Origin of the sequence: Nocardia goodfellowii, from assembly GCF_017875645.1 — a bacterium.
GTDB classification, from domain to species: domain Bacteria; phylum Actinomycetota; class Actinomycetes; order Mycobacteriales; family Mycobacteriaceae; genus Nocardia; species Nocardia goodfellowii.
On sequence record NZ_JAGGMR010000001.1, the window covers coordinates 6,988,854 to 7,007,228 of the forward strand.

Annotated in this window: 15 protein-coding genes, 3 rRNA genes and 2 pseudogenes; 6 read left to right on the forward strand and 14 right to left on the reverse strand. The window is 63.8% G+C overall.

All coding sequences use genetic code 11. From position 1 onward, the window contains the following. The first annotated feature begins 88 nt into the window (after positions 1 to 88). A complete protein-coding gene (locus BJ987_RS32425; protein WP_209899478.1) occupies positions 89 to 499 on the forward strand; it encodes a MarR family winged helix-turn-helix transcriptional regulator in 411 nt (136 codons plus the stop codon). Here BJ987_RS32425 and hisI read toward each other — a convergent pair. From hisI to priA, 4 genes are read right to left on the reverse strand one after another with little or no spacing between them, the layout of a single operon-like run. After that, on the reverse strand, positions 496 to 864 hold the full coding sequence (gene hisI / locus BJ987_RS32430; protein WP_209896858.1) for a phosphoribosyl-AMP cyclohydrolase: 369 nt from the start codon (positions 862 to 864) through the stop codon (positions 496 to 498). The two genes, BJ987_RS32425 and hisI, sit on opposite strands and share 4 nt — an antisense overlap. Further along, on the reverse strand, positions 861 to 1,634 hold the full coding sequence (gene hisF / locus BJ987_RS32435; protein ID WP_209896859.1) for an imidazole glycerol phosphate synthase subunit HisF: 774 nt from the start codon (positions 1,632 to 1,634) through the stop codon (positions 861 to 863). Before hisF ends, hisI begins: the two co-directional genes overlap by 4 nt. Positions 1,635 to 1,638: 4 nt before the next feature. Beyond that, positions 1,639 to 2,460: an inositol monophosphatase family protein gene (locus BJ987_RS32440; RefSeq protein ID WP_209896860.1), complete on the reverse strand. Its 822-nt coding sequence runs from the start codon at positions 2,458 to 2,460 to the stop codon at positions 1,639 to 1,641. A 5-nt stretch (positions 2,461 to 2,465) separates the two neighbouring features. Then, a complete protein-coding gene (gene priA, locus BJ987_RS32445; RefSeq protein WP_209896861.1) occupies positions 2,466 to 3,197 on the reverse strand; it encodes a bifunctional 1-(5-phosphoribosyl)-5-((5-phosphoribosylamino)methylideneamino)imidazole-4-carboxamide isomerase/phosphoribosylanthranilate isomerase PriA in 732 nt (243 codons plus the stop codon). A 946-nt stretch (positions 3,198 to 4,143) separates the two neighbouring features. Here priA and BJ987_RS32450 point away from each other — a divergent pair. From BJ987_RS32450 to BJ987_RS38305, 4 genes and pseudogenes are all read left to right on the forward strand, one after another. After that, positions 4,144 to 4,281 (forward strand): annotated as a pseudogene (locus tag BJ987_RS32450) (proteasome accessory factor PafA2 family protein); the annotation flags it as partial. 20 nt (positions 4,282 to 4,301) lie between these two features. Next, positions 4,302 to 4,610, forward strand: a complete 309-nt coding sequence (locus BJ987_RS38300) for a hypothetical protein (protein ID WP_372446959.1) — start codon at positions 4,302 to 4,304, stop codon at positions 4,608 to 4,610. Next, positions 4,603 to 4,779, forward strand: coding sequence for a hypothetical protein (locus tag BJ987_RS32460; RefSeq protein ID WP_209896864.1), 177 nt, complete (start codon positions 4,603 to 4,605; stop codon positions 4,777 to 4,779). Before BJ987_RS38300 ends, BJ987_RS32460 begins: the two co-directional genes overlap by 8 nt. Positions 4,780 to 4,906: 127 nt before the next feature. Continuing rightward, a pseudogene (locus BJ987_RS38305) lies at positions 4,907 to 5,101 on the forward strand (cytochrome P450); the annotation flags it as partial. A 282-nt stretch (positions 5,102 to 5,383) separates the two neighbouring features. On the opposite strand, the gene rrf reads toward BJ987_RS38305, so the two are convergent. The 8 genes from rrf to BJ987_RS32505 form a co-directional block, all read right to left on the reverse strand. After that, positions 5,384 to 5,500 (reverse strand): 5S ribosomal RNA (gene rrf, locus BJ987_RS32470). A gap of 113 nt (positions 5,501 to 5,613) precedes the next feature. Next, a 23S ribosomal RNA gene (locus BJ987_RS32475) occupies positions 5,614 to 8,752 on the reverse strand. A 321-nt stretch (positions 8,753 to 9,073) separates the two neighbouring features. Beyond that, positions 9,074 to 10,592: ribosomal RNA gene (locus BJ987_RS32480) — 16S ribosomal RNA — on the reverse strand. The 16S, 23S and 5S rRNA genes sit together here, the layout of an rRNA operon. A 435-nt stretch (positions 10,593 to 11,027) precedes the next feature. Further along, positions 11,028 to 11,663 carry an imidazole glycerol phosphate synthase subunit HisH gene (gene hisH, locus BJ987_RS32485; RefSeq protein ID WP_209896865.1) on the reverse strand — a complete coding sequence of 212 codons (636 nt, stop codon included), beginning with the start codon at positions 11,661 to 11,663 and terminating at the stop codon, positions 11,028 to 11,030. After that, positions 11,660 to 12,304, reverse strand: a complete 645-nt coding sequence (gene hisB, locus BJ987_RS32490; protein WP_209896866.1) for an imidazoleglycerol-phosphate dehydratase HisB — start codon at positions 12,302 to 12,304, stop codon at positions 11,660 to 11,662. Before hisB ends, hisH begins: the two co-directional genes overlap by 4 nt. Then, on the reverse strand, positions 12,301 to 13,434 hold the full coding sequence (locus BJ987_RS32495) for a histidinol-phosphate transaminase (protein ID WP_209896867.1): 1,134 nt from the start codon (positions 13,432 to 13,434) through the stop codon (positions 12,301 to 12,303). The genes hisB and BJ987_RS32495 overlap by 4 nt, the downstream gene beginning before the upstream one ends. Further along, positions 13,431 to 14,768, reverse strand: a complete 1,338-nt coding sequence (gene hisD / locus BJ987_RS32500; protein WP_209896868.1) for a histidinol dehydrogenase — start codon at positions 14,766 to 14,768, stop codon at positions 13,431 to 13,433. The genes BJ987_RS32495 and hisD overlap by 4 nt, the downstream gene beginning before the upstream one ends. A 132-nt stretch (positions 14,769 to 14,900) precedes the next feature. Further along, on the reverse strand, positions 14,901 to 15,326 hold the full coding sequence (locus BJ987_RS32505) for a hypothetical protein (protein ID WP_209896869.1): 426 nt from the start codon (positions 15,324 to 15,326) through the stop codon (positions 14,901 to 14,903). Between the two features lie 170 nt (positions 15,327 to 15,496). On the opposite strand from BJ987_RS32505, the gene BJ987_RS32510 reads away from it, so the two are divergent. After that, entirely contained in the window at positions 15,497 to 16,078 is a 582-nt protein-coding gene (locus BJ987_RS32510) for a TerD family protein (RefSeq protein ID WP_209896870.1), read from the forward strand. Here BJ987_RS32510 and BJ987_RS32515 read toward each other — a convergent pair whose 3' ends face one another. Further along, the gene (locus tag BJ987_RS32515; RefSeq protein WP_209896871.1) at positions 16,079 to 16,681 is read right to left on the reverse strand and encodes a maleylpyruvate isomerase family mycothiol-dependent enzyme; all 603 of its coding nucleotides are present in this window, start codon (positions 16,679 to 16,681) and stop codon (positions 16,079 to 16,081) included. A gap of 48 nt (positions 16,682 to 16,729) precedes the next feature. Continuing rightward, positions 16,730 to 18,325, reverse strand: a complete 1,596-nt coding sequence (locus BJ987_RS32520) for a serine/threonine-protein kinase (RefSeq protein ID WP_209896872.1) — start codon at positions 18,323 to 18,325, stop codon at positions 16,730 to 16,732. Positions 18,326 to 18,375: the final 50 nt, after the last annotated feature.

Consider the following 18,375-nt stretch of genomic DNA (forward strand, 5'->3'; position numbering starts at 1 on the left):
CCACGTCACTTCGCTCGAGAGAAGGCGCACAGTGACGAAGTGGCTCAACCCGGTGGAACAGCGAGCTTGGCGCGCGATCGTCGCGCTGATGACCCGGCTGCCGAGCGCCTTGGATACTCAGTTGCAGCGCGAGTCCGGAGTCACCCATTTCGAGTACTGGGTGCTGACCCTGCTGTCCGAAGAACCCGGCCATCGGCTACAGATGAGCGACCTGGCCAGCAAGGCTAATTCGTCGCTATCGCGTCTGTCGCATGTCGTGTCGAAGCTGGAACGACTGGGCTGGGCCGAACGCTCGACCCGGGCGGGCAAGCGCGGGGTCCAGGCGGTACTGACCGACGCGGGATATCAGAAAGTGGTGGCGGCCGCCCCCGGATACTTGGACGCGGTCCGGCACCTGGTGTTCGACGGGCTCAGCCCCGAGGAGAGCGCGCACCTGGCCGAGCTCAGCGAGATCCTTGCCAATCGTCTCACCGAAGCACTGAACCAGCCCGAAGACTAGTTCGACTCGGCCAGCAGCACGTCACTGTCGAAACAGGTGTGCGTGCCCGTGTGGCAGGCCGCACCCTCCTGATCGACGACCAACAGCACCGTGTCACCATCGCAATCCAGCCGGACCTCGTGCACGTACTGCGTGTGCCCCGAGGTCTCCCCCTTCACCCAGTACTGCTGCCGCGACCGCGAATAGTAGGTCGCCTTGCGGGTTTCCAGCGTGCGGGCCAGCGCCTCGTCATCCATCCAGGCGACCATCAGAACGTCACCGGTGCTCTTCTCCTGCGCGACCGCGGCGACCAGCCCGGCCTCGTTGCGCTTGAGCCGGGCGGCGATGGCCGGATCCAGACCGCGTGCCCCGTCGATCCCCGTCATCGAACTACGATCCCTTCCGCACGCATGGAATCCTTGACCTGGCCGATGGTGAGGTCGCCGAAGTGGAAGACGCTCGCGGCCAGCACCGCGTCCGCCCCCGCGTGCACCGCGGGAGCGAAGTGCTCCAGCGCGCCGGCGCCGCCGCTCGCGATCACCGGGACCGTGACCGCGGCGCGCACGGACTCGATCATCTTCAGGTCGAAACCGGCCTTGGTGCCGTCGGCGTCCATCGAGTTGAGCAGGATCTCGCCGACGCCGAGTTCGGCGCCGCGCACGGCCCACTCGACAGCGTCGATGCCGGTCCCCCGCTTACCGCCGTGTGTGGTCACTTCCCAGCCGGACGGGGTGGCGGGCTGTCCTTCCGGAACGGTGCGCGCGTCGACGGACAGCACGATGCACTGCGAACCGAACCGCTCCGACATTTCACGCAGTACCTCTGGCCGCGCGATCGCGGCCGTATTCACCGACACCTTGTCCGCACCCGCGCGCAGCAGCCGGTCCACGTCCTCGACCGTGCGCACACCGCCGCCGACGGTGAGCGGGATGAAGATCTGCTCGGCCGTGCGGGTGACCACATCGATCATGGTGCCGCGGTCACCGGTGGAGGCCGTGACGTCGAGGAAGGTGAGCTCGTCGGCGCCCTGGGCGTCGTAGGTGGCGGCCAGTTCCACCGGGTCACCGGCATCGCGCAGATTCTCGAAGTTGACGCCCTTGACCACCCGGCCCGCGTCGACATCCAGACATGGAATCACGCGTACCGCCAACGTCATCGCGTCATCCTTCACTTTCGGTTTCGCTCACTGTGCAGATCATTTCGAGCAGTTCCTCGTGCACCCCCGGCGCGGCGGCCAGCACCGAACCGGAGGTGATGGTCCACGGCTCGCCGGCCAGGTCGGTCACCACGCCACCCGCCGCGCGGACCAGCGCGACACCGGCTGCGTTGTCCCACGGATGATGTCCGAACACGATCGCGCCGCCGAGTATTCCGGCCGCCGTGAAGGCCAGGTCGATCCCGGTGGAGCCGTGCATACGGACGCGCGAGGACAGGCTGCTGAGCGGTCCGAGCAGATCGAAGCGGAACCGGCCCGGGATGCGACCGTCGGAATCGACGTTGAACGCACCGAACCCGATCATCGCCTCGGCCAGTTTGCCCTGTGGCAGCGGCGGCAACGGTTCGTCGTTGAGCAGTACCGGACCATCCACGGTGGCGGCGTAGCGCTGGCCCAGGATCGGCAGCCAGGTCAGGCCGAGCAACGGAACGCCCTCGTGCACCAGCGCGAGCAGCATCCCCGCGAGCGGATGGCCCTGGGAGTAATTGAAGGTGCCGTCGATCGGGTCGAGCACCCAGGCGGTGCCGGAGGTCAACTGCGGGCCACCGAACTCCTCACCGTGCACTTGGAGTCCGGTTCGGTGTTCCAGCTGGCCGGAAATGGTGCGCTCCAGCTCCAGATCCAGTTCGGTCGCGAAATCGTTGCGGCCCTTGGTGACCGCGCTCGGGGCGCCGACGCCCTCGATGAACCGCGGGATGGCGTCGTCGAGGATGTCGCTCGCGGTGGCGAGCAGGCTGGGCAGGTCTGCGATCGGGTCGGCGGCCATCGCGGTCAGCGCACCGCGGCGAGGGCCTCGGGCAGCGTGAACCGGCCCGCGTACAGCGCCTTGCCGACAATGGAGCCTTCGACCCCCTCCGGGACCAGCCCGGCGATGGCGATCAGGTCTTCGACGGTGGAAACCCCGCCGGAGGCGATGACCGGCGCGTCGGTGGCCGCGCAGACCTCGCGCAGCAGATCCAGATTAGGGCCGGTCAGGGTGCCGTCCTTGGTGACATCGGTGACCACGTATCGGGTGCAGCCGTCGCGCTCCAGGCGCTCCAGCACCTCCCAGAGGTCACCGCCGTCGCTGACCCAGCCGCGCCCACGCAGCCGGTACTCGCCGTCGATGATGCGAACGTCGAGGCCGACGGCGATCTGATCGCCGTATTCGCCGATCGCGCGGGCGCACCAGACCGGGTCCTCCAGCGCCGCGGTACCCAGGTTGACGCGCGCGCAGCCGGTAGCCAGCGCGGCCTTCAGTGAGGCGTCGTCGCGGATACCGCCGGACAGTTCGACCTTCACATCGAGTTGGCCGATCACCTCGGCCAGCAGTTCACGATTGGACCCGCGACCGAATGCCGCGTCCAGATCGACCAGATGCACCCATTCCGCGCCGCCGCGCTGCCACTCCAGCGCCGCCTCCAGCGGCGAACCGTAGCTGGTTTCGCTACCGGCCTCCCCCTGCACGAGGCGCACGGCCTCACCATTGGCGACATCGACAGCAGGTAGCAGCACAAGACTCACTTGTCGCAGTTTAGTTGCTGCCCCCGCCCGCGCCGTCTCCGACCCGCGCCTGCGCTGCCTGCGCCGACATAGCCGCGATCAGCGGCGCACGTGATCATCGACGATCCGGGTTAGCAGCCGGATCAACTGCGTACGTTCCGCGGTGCCGAGGACGGCCGGGAGTTCGTCTCGGCGGCGTTAAAACGCTGGTCCAAGCCGGTCGCGGGCCCCGATCCAGCCTTGGTGGCGGTGACGATATTGCGGGGGCCGTCGGTTGGTGACTGTGTGCCACGAAAGCGCGTTCCGCAGTCAATGCCAGCGATTGCGGCACGTCCCGGGAGCTATTTGGATAAGCAGTATGGACTCGGCAGCTGTGGCGGAAAGGCGAACACGGCAACAATCGAGTACACGCTCAATACCGCCGATTCAAAAGTGACCCACTTCATAGCGACCTCCAGGCCCGGCGCTAGATTTTCGGTCGATGCAGCGCATCCGACGCCAGCCCCCAGCTCCGCACCGACACCTCGCCGCTGGCGGGCCGGGTGCCCACAACCTGACCGGGGTCAGCGTCTTCCCTATCTTCACGCGTGAGTGCTGGGATTCGAATCGCCGTACACCGTACCCACTCGTGACATCACCGGATACCCTCCCGCACAGGGCAAGAGAGTAGCTGCGGACGGACGGCCCGAGCTAGAGTGCGCGACTCGCCGTACGCCGTGGCCGCCCCGTGGCACCGCCGAATACCTTGCGGCACAGCGCAAGTGGGTCGCTGCCGACCGGCAACGTGTGGTATTCGCCCGCGCGCCGGCCCTGTTCCCGCGCCTGCTCGTCGCCGACGAACCGACCAGCGCCCTCAACCGAGCTAGGTTCCGCGACGTCACTCAGAGCAACTCGGGTCCCCTCGCTCCTGGATCCGTACCTGTGCTCCGCAATCGACGGGAAACCAGCGCGGTGACCAAGCTCCCTTCTCCGCCTCATCATCGGCGGCGCCGATCTGGCCGAGATGTCGACGTATCTGAAGGTCGGCACCACCGACCTGGTGCTCGACCTGATCAAGGCCGGTGAGGACCTCTCGGATCTGCAGCTGGCCCGCCCGGTCCGGGCCGACTTCCGGTGATCGGTGACGTGTTCCCGATCAACCCCCGTAAGCCGGTTCAGTCGATGGCCTCGCTCGCGAAGAAGCTCGGCGCTCTCTACGAGTTGTGCTTCGGCCCGACGCGGATGGTGGTCATCAACAGCGCGGAGCTCGCCGAGATGGTGCAGTTCTTAGTGGGAGAAGGAGCTGAGGCCGCCGATCCGGCGTCTCCGCGCGGTGGCACGGACGGGACTGATCGTCGCCTCCACCAACGATCCGGCAGTGGGGGCCACGCATCGCGTACTCATGCCAGGGTTCACCCGCGAAGCAATGCGTCTGTACCACCCCGTCATGGTTGAGATGATCGGTGAGCTGATCCGCAGGTGGGAATGCAGCACCGACTCCCTCGACATCGCAGGGAAGATGAACGCCTTGACGCTCGAGGTCATCGCGCGAGCGGGATTCGGGCATCGATTCGTGCGACTGGACGACCCGTCCACCGACCGAACCTCCCGGTTGTCACGCTGATGCTGGGGGGTACTCCGGTATTCGAGCAGGCCGGTCGCGTTAGGGCTGCTGGACTCGACGATCGGCCGTGCCGCTCAGCAACGCCACCCGGCACAACGTCGCGGAACTGCGGCGTATGGCCGACGAGATGATCGACGGCTACCGCTCCGATCCGGCTGAGCACTCAAATCTCTGGCAGCGCATGATGAAAGCGTCGGACCCGGACGCCGCCAAGCGGCTGCCGCGAACCGTCATCCGCGACCAGGTGCTCACTTTCCTGATCGCCGGCCACGAAACCAGCGCGGGCACACTCACTTTCGCCCTTCATCCGCTGGCGGATCGGCCGGAGGTCGTCGAGCTATCGGCTCGAAGTCGACGAACTCGTCACCCTCGAACCGAATCTAAGACGTTGCGATTGAACATGTTTCGCGACGCGTTCATAGCCACGGTCGGCGAGTATCGCGGCCGGCAAATCTGCCTGCTGCCAGGAGATGATCCCGGCGTCCGACGCGGGCAACCGCCAGCGGATTGTGGTTTGAACAACTCACCGCGACAAGGTTCGAAAGGGTTGTTCAGTAACGCGGAAAGGCCCCCAACCGTGGGTTGGGGGCCTTTCGCAATGATGTTCCGGCGGTGTCCTACTCTCCCACACCCTGTCGAGTGCAGTACCATCGGCGCAGGTGGCCTTAGCTTCCGGGTTCGGAATGGGACCGGGCGTTTCCCCACCGCTATAGCCGCCGTAACTCTATGAAACTATCCACTCCGGAAACCGAACCGGCCCCCGCGCGGGGGTGGTTGGTTTCTGAAACGGTGTGTGTTGTTTCAGATACCGCACAGTGGACGCGTAGCTTCTTTGTTGGTAAGTCCTCGGCCGATTAGTACCAGTCACCTGCACCCGTTACCGGGCTTCCAGTTCTGGCCTATCAACCCCATGGTCTGTGGGGGGCCTTAACCCCTCGAAGGGGGTGAGAAACCTCATCTTGGAACAGGCTTCCCGCTTAGATGCTTTCAGCGGTTATCCCTTCCGAACGTAGCTAACCAGCAGTGCTCCTGGCGGAACAACTGGCACACCAGAGGTTCGTCCGTCCCGGTCCTCTCGTACTAGGGACAGCCTTCCTCAAGTTTCTTAACGCGCGCGGCGGATAGAGACCGAACTGTCTCACGACGTTCTAAACCCAGCTCGCGTGCCGCTTTAATGGGCGAACAGCCCAACCCTTGGGACCTACTCCAGCCCCAGGATGCGACGAGCCGACATCGAGGTGCCAAACCATCCCGTCGATATGGACTCTTGGGGAAGATCAGCCTGTTATCCCCGGGGTACCTTTTATCCGTTGAGCGACACCGCTTCCACTTGCCGGTGCCGGATCACTAGTCCCGACTTTCGTCCCTGCTCGAGCTGTCGCTCTCACAGTCAAGCTCCCTTGTGCACTTGCACTCGACACCTGATTGCCAACCAGGCTGAGGGAACCTTTGGGCGCCTCCGTTACATTTTAGGAGGCAACCGCCCCAGTTAAACTACCCACCAGGCACTGTCCCTGAACCAGATCATGGTCCGAGGTTAGAAGTCCAATACGATCAGAGTGGTATTTCAACGACGACTCCACAAACACTGGCGTGTCCGCTTCACAGTCTCCCACCTATCCTACACAAACCGTACCGAACACCAATACCAAGCTATAGTGAAGGTCCCGGGGTCTTTTCGTCCTGCCGCGCGTAACGAGCATCTTTACTCGTAATGCAATTTCGCCGAGTCTGTGGTTGAGACAGCTGAGAAGTCGTTACGCCATTCGTGCAGGTCGGAACTTACCCGACAAGGAATTTCGCTACCTTAGGATGGTTATAGTTACCACCGCCGTTTACCGGGGCTTAAATTCTCAGCTTCGCCCTTACGGGCTAACCGGTCCTCTTAACCTTCCGGCACCGGGCAGGCGTCAGTCCGTATACATCGTCTTACGACTTCGCACGGACCTGTGTTTTTAGTAAACAGTCGCTTCTCACTGGTCTCTGCGACCCAGCTCAGCTCAGGAAGCAAGTTCCGTCACCAAACCAGGTCCCCCTTCTCCCGAAGTTACGGGGGCATTTTGCCGAGTTCCTTAACCACAGTTCTCTCGATCGCCTTAGTATTCTCTACCTGATCACCTGTGTCGGTTTGGGGTACGGGCCGTGTACCAACTCACTAGAGGCTTTTCTCGGCAGCATAGGATCACTGAATTCGCCTCAATCGGCTACGCATCACCTCTCAGGATATATGTCTGACGGATTTGCCTATCAGACTCCCTACAGGCTTACACCAGTACAACCACTGACTGGCCCAGCTACCTTCCTGCGTCACCCCATCGCTTACCTACTACAGCGAAGGTCCCGTGCAGCAATCCTCCCTCTCACCCGAAGGTGAGATAAGAGAACATTTGGACGGTTAGTACCACTGATTCGGCATTGGGCGCGGATACACGGGTACGGGAATATCAACCCGTTGTCCATCGACTACGCCTGTCGGCCTCGCCTTAGGTCCCGACTCACCCTGGGCGGATTAACCTGGCCCAGGAACCCTTGATCATTCGGCGGACGAGTTTCTCACTCGTCTTTCGCTACTCATGCCTGCATTCTCACTCGCGTAGCCTCCACGGCTGGATCACTCCGCCGCTTCCATGGCTACACGACGCTCCCCTACCCACCCACACCACTGCATAAGTTTCCGCAGAAACAGATGAATGTCTTGTGTGAGTGCCGCGGCTTCGGCGGTGTACTTGAGCCCCGCTACATTGTCGGCGCAAAATCACTTGACCAGTGAGCTATTACGCACTCTTTCAAGGGTGGCTGCTTCTAAGCCAACCTCCTGGTTGTCTTCGCGACTTCACATCCTTTTCCACTTAGTACACGCTTAGGGGCCTTAGCCGGCGATCTGGGCTGTTTCCCTCTCGACTACGAAGCTTATCCCCCGCAGTCTCACTGCCGCGCTCTCACTCACCGGCATTCGGAGTTTGGCTGATTTCGGTAAGCTTGTAGGCCCCCTAGACCATCCAGTAGCTCTACCTCCGGTGAGAAACACGCGACGCTGCACCTAAATGCATTTCGGGGAGAACCAGCTATCACGGAGTTTGATTGGCCTTTCACCCCTACCCACAGCTCATCCCCTCAGTTTTCAACCTAAGTGGGTTCGGGCCTCCACGACGTCTTACCGTCGCTTCACCCTGGCCATGGGTAGATCACTCCGCTTCGGGTCTAGAACATGCGACTGTATCGCCCTATTCGGACTCGCTTTCGCTACGGCTACCCCACACGGGTTAACCTCGCCACATGCCACTAACTCGCAGGCTCATTCTTCAAAAGGCACGCCATCACCCCCAGCCGACCAAACGACTCAAAGGCTTTGACGGATTGTAAGCGCACGGTTTCAGGTACTATTTCACTCCCCTCCCGGGGTACTTTTCACCTTTCCCTCACGGTACTAGTCCGCTATCGGTCACCAGGGAGTATTCAGGCTTACCGGGTGGTCCCGGCAGATTCACAGCAGATTTCACGGGCCCGCTGCTACTCGGGTACCCACTACGAGAGCCGTTGAGTTTTCGTCTACGGGATTATCACCCTCTACGACAGGCCGTTCCAGACCACTTCGACTAACACAACGGTTTCTGACTCCCGCTCCTATCGGCAGATAGAAGAAAATGGGCCCCACTACACCGTATGGACAACGCCTGCCGGCTATCACATCCACACGGTTTAGCCTCATCCGCTTTCGCTCGCCACTACTCACGGAATCACTATTGTTTTCTCTTCCTGTGGGTACTGAGATGTTTCACTTCCCCACGTTCCCTCCACACACCCTATATATTCAGGCGCGGGTAACACGACATCACTCGTGCTGGGTTTCCCCATTCGGAAATCCTCGGATCACAGCTCGGTTGACAGCTCCCCGAGGCTTATCGCAGCCTCCTACGTCCTTCATCGGCTCCTGGTGCCAAGGCATCCACCGTACGCTCTTAAACACTTACTAACAAAGATGCTCGCGTCCACTGTGCAGTTCTCAAACAACACACCCAACCAGGAACAATTTCCGAGACCATCGAAGTGAAACCCCGAGGTATCAAGGAGATCCGGTCGGATCGTTTGTTTCGCCTTGAAAGAACGCGTGTTCTTTCAGGACCCAATAGTGTGCCGGTATATTCACCGCCAACCAGTCGTGTGACCGATTGATAGTGCGATGAATGCTGTCAGTGTTCCACCCATGAGCTCCGCCGGACTACATGTGAGTCCGAAACGGCTCTGCCAGTTGCTCATTCACCTACGTGAAGAACTCACTGGAGATGCTCCTTAGAAAGGAGGTGATCCAGCCGCACCTTCCGGTACGGCTACCTTGTTACGACTTCGTCCCAATCGCCGATCCCACCTTCGACGGCTCCCTCCCACAAGGGGTTGGGCCACCGGCTTCGGGTGTTACCGACTTTCATGACGTGACGGGCGGTGTGTACAAGGCCCGGGAACGTATTCACCGCAGCGTTGCTGATCTGCGATTACTAGCGACTCCAACTTCACGGGGTCGAGTTGCAGACCCCGATCCGAACTGAGACCGGCTTTAAGGGATTCGCTCCACCTCACGGTATCGCAGCCCTCTGTACCGGCCATTGTAGCATGTGTGAAGCCCTGGACATAAGGGGCATGATGACTTGACGTCGTCCCCACCTTCCTCCGAGTTGACCCCGGCAGTCTCTCACGAGTCCCCGCCATAACGCGCTGGCAACATAAGATAAGGGTTGCGCTCGTTGCGGGACTTAACCCAACATCTCACGACACGAGCTGACGACAGCCATGCACCACCTGTACACCAACCACAAGGGGGCACCTATCTCTAGGTGTTTCTGGTGTATGTCAAACCCAGGTAAGGTTCTTCGCGTTGCATCGAATTAATCCACATGCTCCGCCGCTTGTGCGGGCCCCCGTCAATTCCTTTGAGTTTTAGCCTTGCGGCCGTACTCCCCAGGCGGGGTACTTAATGCGTTAGCTACGGCACGGATCCCGTGGAAGGAAACCCACACCTAGTACCCACCGTTTACGGCGTGGACTACCAGGGTATCTAATCCTGTTCGCTACCCACGCTTTCGCTTCTCAGCGTCAGTTACTTCCCAGAGACCCGCCTTCGCCACCGGTGTTCCTCCTGATATCTGCGCATTTCACCGCTACACCAGGAATTCCAGTCTCCCCTGAAGTACTCTAGTCTGCCCGTATCGCCTGCAAGCTTGGGGTTGAGCCCCAAGTTTTCACAAACGACGCGACAAACCGCCTACAAGCTCTTTACGCCCAGTAATTCCGGACAACGCTCGCACCCTACGTATTACCGCGGCTGCTGGCACGTAGTTGGCCGGTGCTTCTTCTACAGGTACCGTCACTTGCGCTTCGTCCCTGTCGAAAGAGGTTTACAACCCGAAGGCCGTCATCCCTCACGCGGCGTCGCTGCATCAGGCTTTCGCCCATTGTGCAATATTCCCCACTGCTGCCTCCCGTAGGAGTCTGGGCCGTGTCTCAGTCCCAGTGTGGCCGGTCACCCTCTCAGGTCGGCTACCCGTCGTCGCCTTGGTAGGCCATTACCCCACCAACAAGCTGATAGGCCGCGGGCCCATCCTGTACCGATAAATCTTTCCACCACCAACCATGCGATCGGTGGTCATATCCGGTATTAGACCCAGTTTCCCAGGCTTATCCCGAAGTACAGGGCAGATCACCCACGTGTTACTCACCCGTTCGCCGCTCGTGTACCCCGAAGGGCCTTACCGCTCGACTTGCATGTGTTAAGCACGCCGCCAGCGTTCGTCCTGAGCCAGGATCAAACTCTCCGTTGAAGACTCTCAACCACACCCCAAAGGGTGCAATCAGAAGAATAAACTAGAGTCCGAAAACCTAGCAAAGCCAAACACCAGCAAAAAGATTTGCTGTTGTTAAATGTCCAACCATCCCAACCGGGGGGTATGAGATGGCTAGAACCAATAAAATATTGGCACTGACATTCATCGACACACTATTGAGTTCTCAAAGAACACACGCACACACATCCGACCGCGATTTACTCGAGGGTTTCCGTGAGGCAGGGTTCAAAGCTTAGCTGATCCAGTCGCGATTGCAAAATCGGACTTTACGAACCAACCGGATGGTCAGGCGCTCCTCGTCCTACCTCGTTTCCCAGGCCGTTAGGCTCCGGGTCGGTGTCCGTGTCGCTCTGACTCGAATAAAGTTACGTAGCCGAGCGAACAAAGTCAAATCGGCTGGCCAGAGCTGTTTTACAGCGAATTGATCCAGTTACGCAGGAGCTGCGCGCCCGCATCGCCGGATTTCTCCGGGTGGAACTGGGTCGCTGACAGCGCGCCGTTCTCCACCGCAGCGAGGAACGGAACACCGTGCTCGGCCCAGGTGAGTTTCGGCCTCGCGAAGTGCTCGCTCGCCGGGAGGTCCCAGGTCTGCGCGGCATAGGAGTGCACGAAGTAGAACCGGGTGCCGGCGTCCATACCCCCGAACAGCACGCTGTCGGCGGGAGCGGACACGGTGTTCCAGCCCATGTGCGGCAGCACCGGAGCAGACAAGCGCTCGACAACGCCCGGCCACTCGGCGCAACCCTCGGTCTCGACACCGAATTCGACACCGCGCTCGAACAAGATCTGCATACCGACGCAGATGCCGAGCACCGGACGACCGCCGGCCAAGCGTTGACCGATGATCCGTTCGCCGCGGACCTTGCGCAGACCCGCCATGCAGGCCTCGAACGCACCGACCCCGGGCACCACCAAACCGTCTGCCGCCAGCGCGATTTCGGGATCAGCGGTGACCTCGACCGCGGCGCCGGCACGAACCAGCGCCCGCTCGGCGGAGTGCAGATTGCCGGAGCCGTAGTCCAGGAGGGCAACCGACTTAGAGCTCACAACGTCCCCTTTGTCGACGGAACACCGGTGACGCGCGGGTCGTATTCGACGGCGGCACGCAAAGCACGGGCCACCGCCTTGAACTCGGCCTCGGTGATGTGGTGCTGATCGCGGCCGTAGAGCACCCGCACGTGCAGGGCGATTCGGGCATTCAGCGCGATCGATTCGAAGACGTGGCGATTGATGACCGTCGAATACGACGCTCCCGCACCGACGCTGGGAATGATCGCGTGCAGCATGTGCTCCGGCTCGCCGGTGTGCACGCAGTACGGACGACCCGACACGTCGACGACCGCCTGGGCGAGGGTTTCGTCCATCGGAATGTAGGAGTCGCCGAACCGGCGGATTCCCTTCTTGTCACCGAGCGCCTGCGCGAGCGCCTGGCCGATGACGATGGCCGTGTCCTCCACCGTGTGGTGGGCCTCGATCTCGATATCGCCCTTGGCCTGCACGGTGAGGTCGAAACTGCCGTGCTGACCGAACGCGGTGAGCATGTGGTCGTAGAACGGCACTCCGGTGGAGATGTCGGTCTTGCCGCTGCCGTCGAGGTTGAGTTCGACGACGATGCTGGATTCCCGGGTGGTGCGTTCCACCCGCGCGATTCGGTCCATGCTCGCTTCCTGATCGGCCGGCTGGGTCATCGGGGGGTCAACTCCTCGTGCACCAATTTCGCACTGACCCTGAGGAATTCGTCGTTCTCCGCGGCCAATCCGATGGTGGTGCGCAGGTATCCGGGGATACCGACGTCGCGGATGAGCACGCCGTCGTCGAGGTAGCGCTGCCAAGCGCCGGGTGCGTCGGTGAAGCGTCCGAAGAGGATGAAGTTGGCGTCGCTGGGCAGTACCTCGTAGCCCATTTCACGCAACGCCGCCGCGACCCGATCGCGCTGCGCGGCGAGTTCGGCGACGCTACCGAGCGTTTCGTCGGCATGCCGCAGCGCGGCGCGAGCGGCGGCCTGGGTGACGACCGACAGGTGATAAGGCAACCGGACGAGCAGCAGCGCGTCGATCACCGCGGGTGCGGCGGCGAGGTAACCCAGCCGCCCGCCCGCGAACGCGAATGCCTTGGACATCGTGCGGGTTATCACGACCTTCGCCGGATAGCGGTCGATCAACGTGGTCGCGCTGGGCTCGGCGGAGAACTCGCCATAGGCCTCGTCGACCACCACGATGCCCGGGGCCGCCTCGAGTACGCGCTCCAGGTCGCTGAGTGGAATGCTGTGCCCGGTGGGGTTGTTCGGGCTGGTCACGAAGACGACGTCCGGACGGCGCTCGACGATGCGGGCCACCGCGTAGTCGATGTCGAGGGAGAAGTCGCCGCTGCGCCGGGCTTCGATCCACTCGGTGTCGATGCCCTCGGAGATGATCGGGTGCATCGAGTAGGACGGCACGAAACCCAGCGCGGTGCGTCCGGGACCGCCGAAAGCCTGGAGCAACTGCTGCAGGATCTCGTTGGAGCCGTTGGCCGCCCAGAGATTCGCGACATCGAGCGCCACACCGGTCTGCCGGGTGAGGTAGGCGGCGAGATCGGCGCGCAACGCGACGGCGTCGCGGTCGGGGTAGCGGTGCAGATCGGCGGCCGCGGCGCGCACGGCCTCGGCGACATCGTCGACCAGCGCCTTACTCGGCGGATGTGGGTTCTCGTTGGTGTTGAGCTGCACCGGAACAGTCAACTGTGGTGCGCCGTAAGGCTTTTTGCCGCGCAGGTTGTCGCGCAGCGGCAGGTCGTCCAGGGTCGCGCGCGAGCCGGGAATCACGAGTTCCGGGGTCATGACAGCGCCTCGAAACGCGCCGTGACGGCTTGACCGTGCGCGGGCAGGTCTTCGGCGTCGGCGAGCGCCACGACATGTCCGGCAACGTCTTTCAACGCCGCCTCGGTGTATTCGACGACGTGGATGCCGCGCAGGAAGGTCTGCACGCTCAGACCCGAGGAGTGCCGGGCGCAACCGGCGGTCGGCAGCACGTGGTTGGAACCCGCGCAGTAGTCGCCCAGGCTGACGGGAGCGTAGGGGCCGACGAAAATCGCGCCCGCGCTGCGTACCCGGGCCGCGACGGCCGCGGCCTCGGCGGTCTGGATCTCCAGGTGTTCGGCCGCGTAGGCGTTGACCACGCGCAGACCCTGGTCGATGTCGTCGACGAGGACGGTGCCGGACTGCTTGCCGGACAACGCTTCGCGGACCCGGTCGGCGTGCTTGACCACCGGCAGCTGCGCGGTCAGCGCGGCGTCGACCGCGTCGGCGAAGTCGGCGCTGTCGGTGACCAGCACGCTGGCGGCGAGGACATCGTGTTCGGCCTGGCTGATCAGATCGGCGGCGACGTGCACCGGATCGGCGGTGGCGTCGGCGAGGATGGCGATCTCGGTGGGGCCCGCTTCGGCATCGATGCCGACCAGCCCGCGGCACAACCGCTTGGCGGCGGTGACATAGATATTGCCGGGCCCGGTGATCAGGTCGACCGGTTCGAGCTGGGCTCCGTCGGTGTCGACGCCGCCGTAGGACAGCAGCGCCACGGCCTGCGCGCCGCCGACCGCCCACACCTCTTCGACGCCGAGCAGTTGCGCGGCGGCCAAGATTGTCGGGTGCGGAAGGCCGCCGAACCGGGCCTGCGGCGGCGAGGCGACGACCAGGGACTCCACCCCGGCGGCCTGCGCGGGGACCACGTTCATCACGACACTGGACGGGTAGACGGCGTTGCCGCCGGGCACGTACAGGCCGACTCGTTCGACCGGCACCCAGCGCTCGGTGACCGTGCCGCCGGGCACCACCTGTGTGGTCTTGTCGGTGCGGCGCTGATCGGCGTGCACCTTGCGGGTGCGTTCGATGGCGACTTCGAGCGCGGCGCGCACCGCGGGATCGAGCTCGGCGAGGGCCCGCCGCAACTCCCCGGCCGGAACGCGCACGACGACCGGCTCGATGCCGTCGAACTTCGCACTGTATTCCAGTGCCGCTTCGACGCCCCGGTCGCGAATCGCCTCCACCACCGGGCGCACATGATGCAGCACCGAGTCGACGTCGACTCCTCCGCGCGGCAGCGCGGTGCGCAGCTCGGCAGCGGAAGGAGTGCGACCGCGCAGATCAACGCGGGCGAGCTCGATGCGGGGTGTCATATCGGTGTGCGGTCCTGTCTGAGTGGCGGGAGGTTTCCGACCACCAGCCTAATGGGCCGCACCACCGGTTATCCGCTCCGGTCAGCCGGGCGCCACAGGATGCGCCACGGCTGTGACCTGCGTCTCAGGAGATCAAGCCAGGCGGGTATAGATCAGATCGAAGTCGTGCTCCCACTCGATGCCGTCCTCGGACTTCTCCCAGGTGCCCTGGATCAGCTTTCCGTCCGGCTGCACGGCGGCGGCGAACTTCTGGTGGAAGCCGGGGGCCTCGCGCCAGGCCCGCCACGAGCCGGCCGCGTCGAACGTCATCTGATAGACCCGTGAGACTCCGCGCACATCGCGGTGCAGCGCGGTCAGGTTCAACTCGTCATCGTCGGCGCCGACGATCCAGGTGCCGCTGGGACCCGGGTCCGGCACGGAATCGCGCAGCAGCAGGTAGCCGCCCTCCTCCAGCCATTCGATGCGGGTATGCCCCTTCGGCCCAGAGAATTGCGGACTGTCCACTTCCCACTCGCCGACCAGAATGTTCAGGGGCGCAAGTGCAGCATTGGGTGCCATGGGCCCCATTGTCGGGTGTAAAGACACCCGACACGCGGAGATCGGCCGCCCCCGGCGTGTTTCCGCTCGACCGGCCGGCACGGATGACCCTCGTTCACCCCTCGGATGAACGGGCGGTTATGAAAACAACACGGCCTATTAGGTTTCCGGATCGCCGCTAGTCTGAAGGGATGATCACGCTCAAGAAAGAAGACGGCGCCGCGGATCTCGCCGGCATCACCAAGCTGAGTGTCGGGGTGAGCTGGGATCCGTCCGCCGGTGCCAGTGGCGGGCTGCTCGGGATAGCCCGCCGGAAGAAAGGCGTCGACCTCGATCTGATCGCCATCCTCATGCAGGGCAGCGAGCCGGTGCGGTTCGCCGGGCTGGACTCCCTGGACCCGCTGGGCAACGGTTCGGTGCTGCACTCCGGCGACGAGCAGACCGGCGCCGCCGCGGGCGACGACGAGACCGTGCACGTCACCTTCGCCGATGTCCCCGCCGCGATCGACGGCATCATCTTCGTGGCCGCCGCGTTCAAGAAGGGCACCTCGTTCGAGAAGGCGAACAACGTGTCGTTCAAGATCTACGACGCCTCCGGCGGCGGCACCCAGCAGGTCGCCGACATCTGGCCCTCACTGCTCGGCTCGGACAACGCCAACGCCATCGCGCGCGCTTTCCGCAACGGCAATGTGTGGCAGCTCGAGGTTCTCGATCGCAAGGGCAAGATCAAGCAGGGCGACAAGCAAGCCCTGCTGCGCTTCGCCCTGCAGTAGTCACGAGCAGCGGCGGCGTAATTCGGCGACGCCGTCGCCCGCGAGTTCGTCGAGTACGACCGGGCGTCCGCCGACAGCGAGCGCCAAGGCCTCGCCCGGTCCACGGACTTCTGGACCGCGGCCCTTGGACCAGTCCAGGTCGGTCGCGACGAAACGCAGTCCGTCGGTGCGCTTCCAGGGGAAGGCGAACGGATCCGGATTGTCGAGCACCCACCGCAGCCGCTCCGCCGGAATGGTGCGCGGACGGTTCAGCGGGCGACGGATATCTTGCTGGTGCACAAGGGTATCGGCGAGCGCGAGGATCGGGGTGAACTTCGACAGCGCGCCGGTCTCGGCCTCGAACTTGTTCACCAGCTGCTCTGTGGTGAGCGCTCGCGCCTTGCGCACGAGGTATCCGTTGCTCTTGTCGACGGAGAAACCGTTGCGAGCGACGATCGCGCCGAAGGCCAGCGGCCCGATACCGTCCCACAGCAGGTGGCCGACCACGTCACGCACCGTCCAGCCGGCGCACAGCGACGGCGTTTCCCATTCCGCGTCGGTCAGGGTGCGTAGCAGCGTGACCAGTTCGAGGCGCTCGGACGCCAGCAACTCTCGGATACCCATGCCGGAACCCTAATCAGTTCAAGGGGTTTCGGGCACGAGGTAGCGACCCTAGCTGTCGACGCGGGTGTCGCCGTCGATGAGCAGCCGGCCGCCGCTCTCCACGACGTGCAAGGTCACCGGCCTGGTCTGTCCCGCCACGGTGACGCTGGCGATCCGCATGTCGACCGACCCGTCCGGGTAGCTGGTGCGGGTGTCGCCTTTGATGTCGGCGAACTGCTGGACGATGCGAGTGCTCCAGTACTGCCGGAACGCCTGCTCGGTGCCATACCCCTGCTGGGCCGCGGGCGTGAGCAGCGACCAGGACCCACCCGGATTGTCGTAGAAGTTCTCCAGCATCTGACCGGCTTCACCGATGTCGACCTTGCCCGTGCTGGGCGTCTTGCCGAGTTGGGGCGCCGCGGTCGAGGTGATGGCGCTGCGTGTGCTGGTCGCGGGCGAATTCGCTTGCGCCGACGGTGTATTCCCGTCCGAGGCGTTGAACGCGCCGATGGATAGGCCGATCACCGCGACGATCGCGCCGACACCGGCGCCGATCAGGACCGCGCGCCGCTTCCCGCCGGAGGTGCGCGGTGCGGGCCGCTGATGAGCCGCGGTGCTCGGATGCGCGGCGGTATCGGGGTGCTGATTGCGCGGCGGCGGGGGCAGCGGCCGCGAATGACGTTCGGTCCGCGGCGGCGGGGCCGCGGCGGGGCGCAGCGAGCGGGTCGCGGAGTCGGGCGCACCGACCTGGCGCCGGGCATAAGCCTCGCTGGCGGGCACGAATCCGGCGGGCACCGCGTTCGATCCGTTGTCGGCCAGCGCGGCGAGTTCGTCGTAGGCCTCGCGCATGGTCGGACGGTCCCGCGGATCCGGGCTGAGCAGGTCGAGCAGCAGGTCGGTGGCGGGGCCGGCGTTGCGCGGTTCGCTGACCTGGCCGTTGGCCGCGGCGAAGAGCACCGCGAGGGGGTTGGCGTTGGCGCCGTAGGGCGGTTCGGCTTCCAGGGCGTGGAACAGCGTGGCACCCAGCGCGAAGACGTCCGAGGCGGGAGTCGGGTCGGCGCCACGGGCCATTTCCGGCGCCAGGTAGGCGGCGGTACCGCAGATCAGACCGGTCTCGGTGAGCGCCGCGTCGCCGGCGGCGCGGGAGATGCCGAAGTCGGTGATCTTCACCGTGCCGAGGTCGTCGAGCAGCACGTTGCCCGGCTTCACGTCGCGGTGCACGATGCCGGCCTGGTGCGCGGCGATCAGCGCCGAGGCGACCTGCTCGCCGATCCGCGCCACCTGCTGCAGCGGCAACGGGCCCTGCGCGGAGATCACCGCGGCCAGGCTGTTGGACTTCATGTACTCCATCACCAGGCACGGATCCCCGTTGTGCTCGGTGATGTCGAAGACCACGATCGCATTGGGGTGCTGGAATCTGGCGGCATTGCGGGCTTCACGGAAGGCGCGCTGGCGCACCACATCACGTTCGGCCTCGGGCAAGCTGGGCTTGATGTGGATCTGCTTGACCGCCACCGAGCGCTGCAGGCGTTCATCGACAGCACGCCAAACCACGCCTGTGCCGCCGCTACCAATCCGCTCGACCAGGCGGTAATGCTCCGCGATCAACTGACCGGTATCGATGGCGCCTACTCCGAACCTTCTCGAAATCGTGACTTTCCGCATATTGACCACTCATGCGGTCCGCCGACGAGTGTAGCCGGAGCCGGATGATT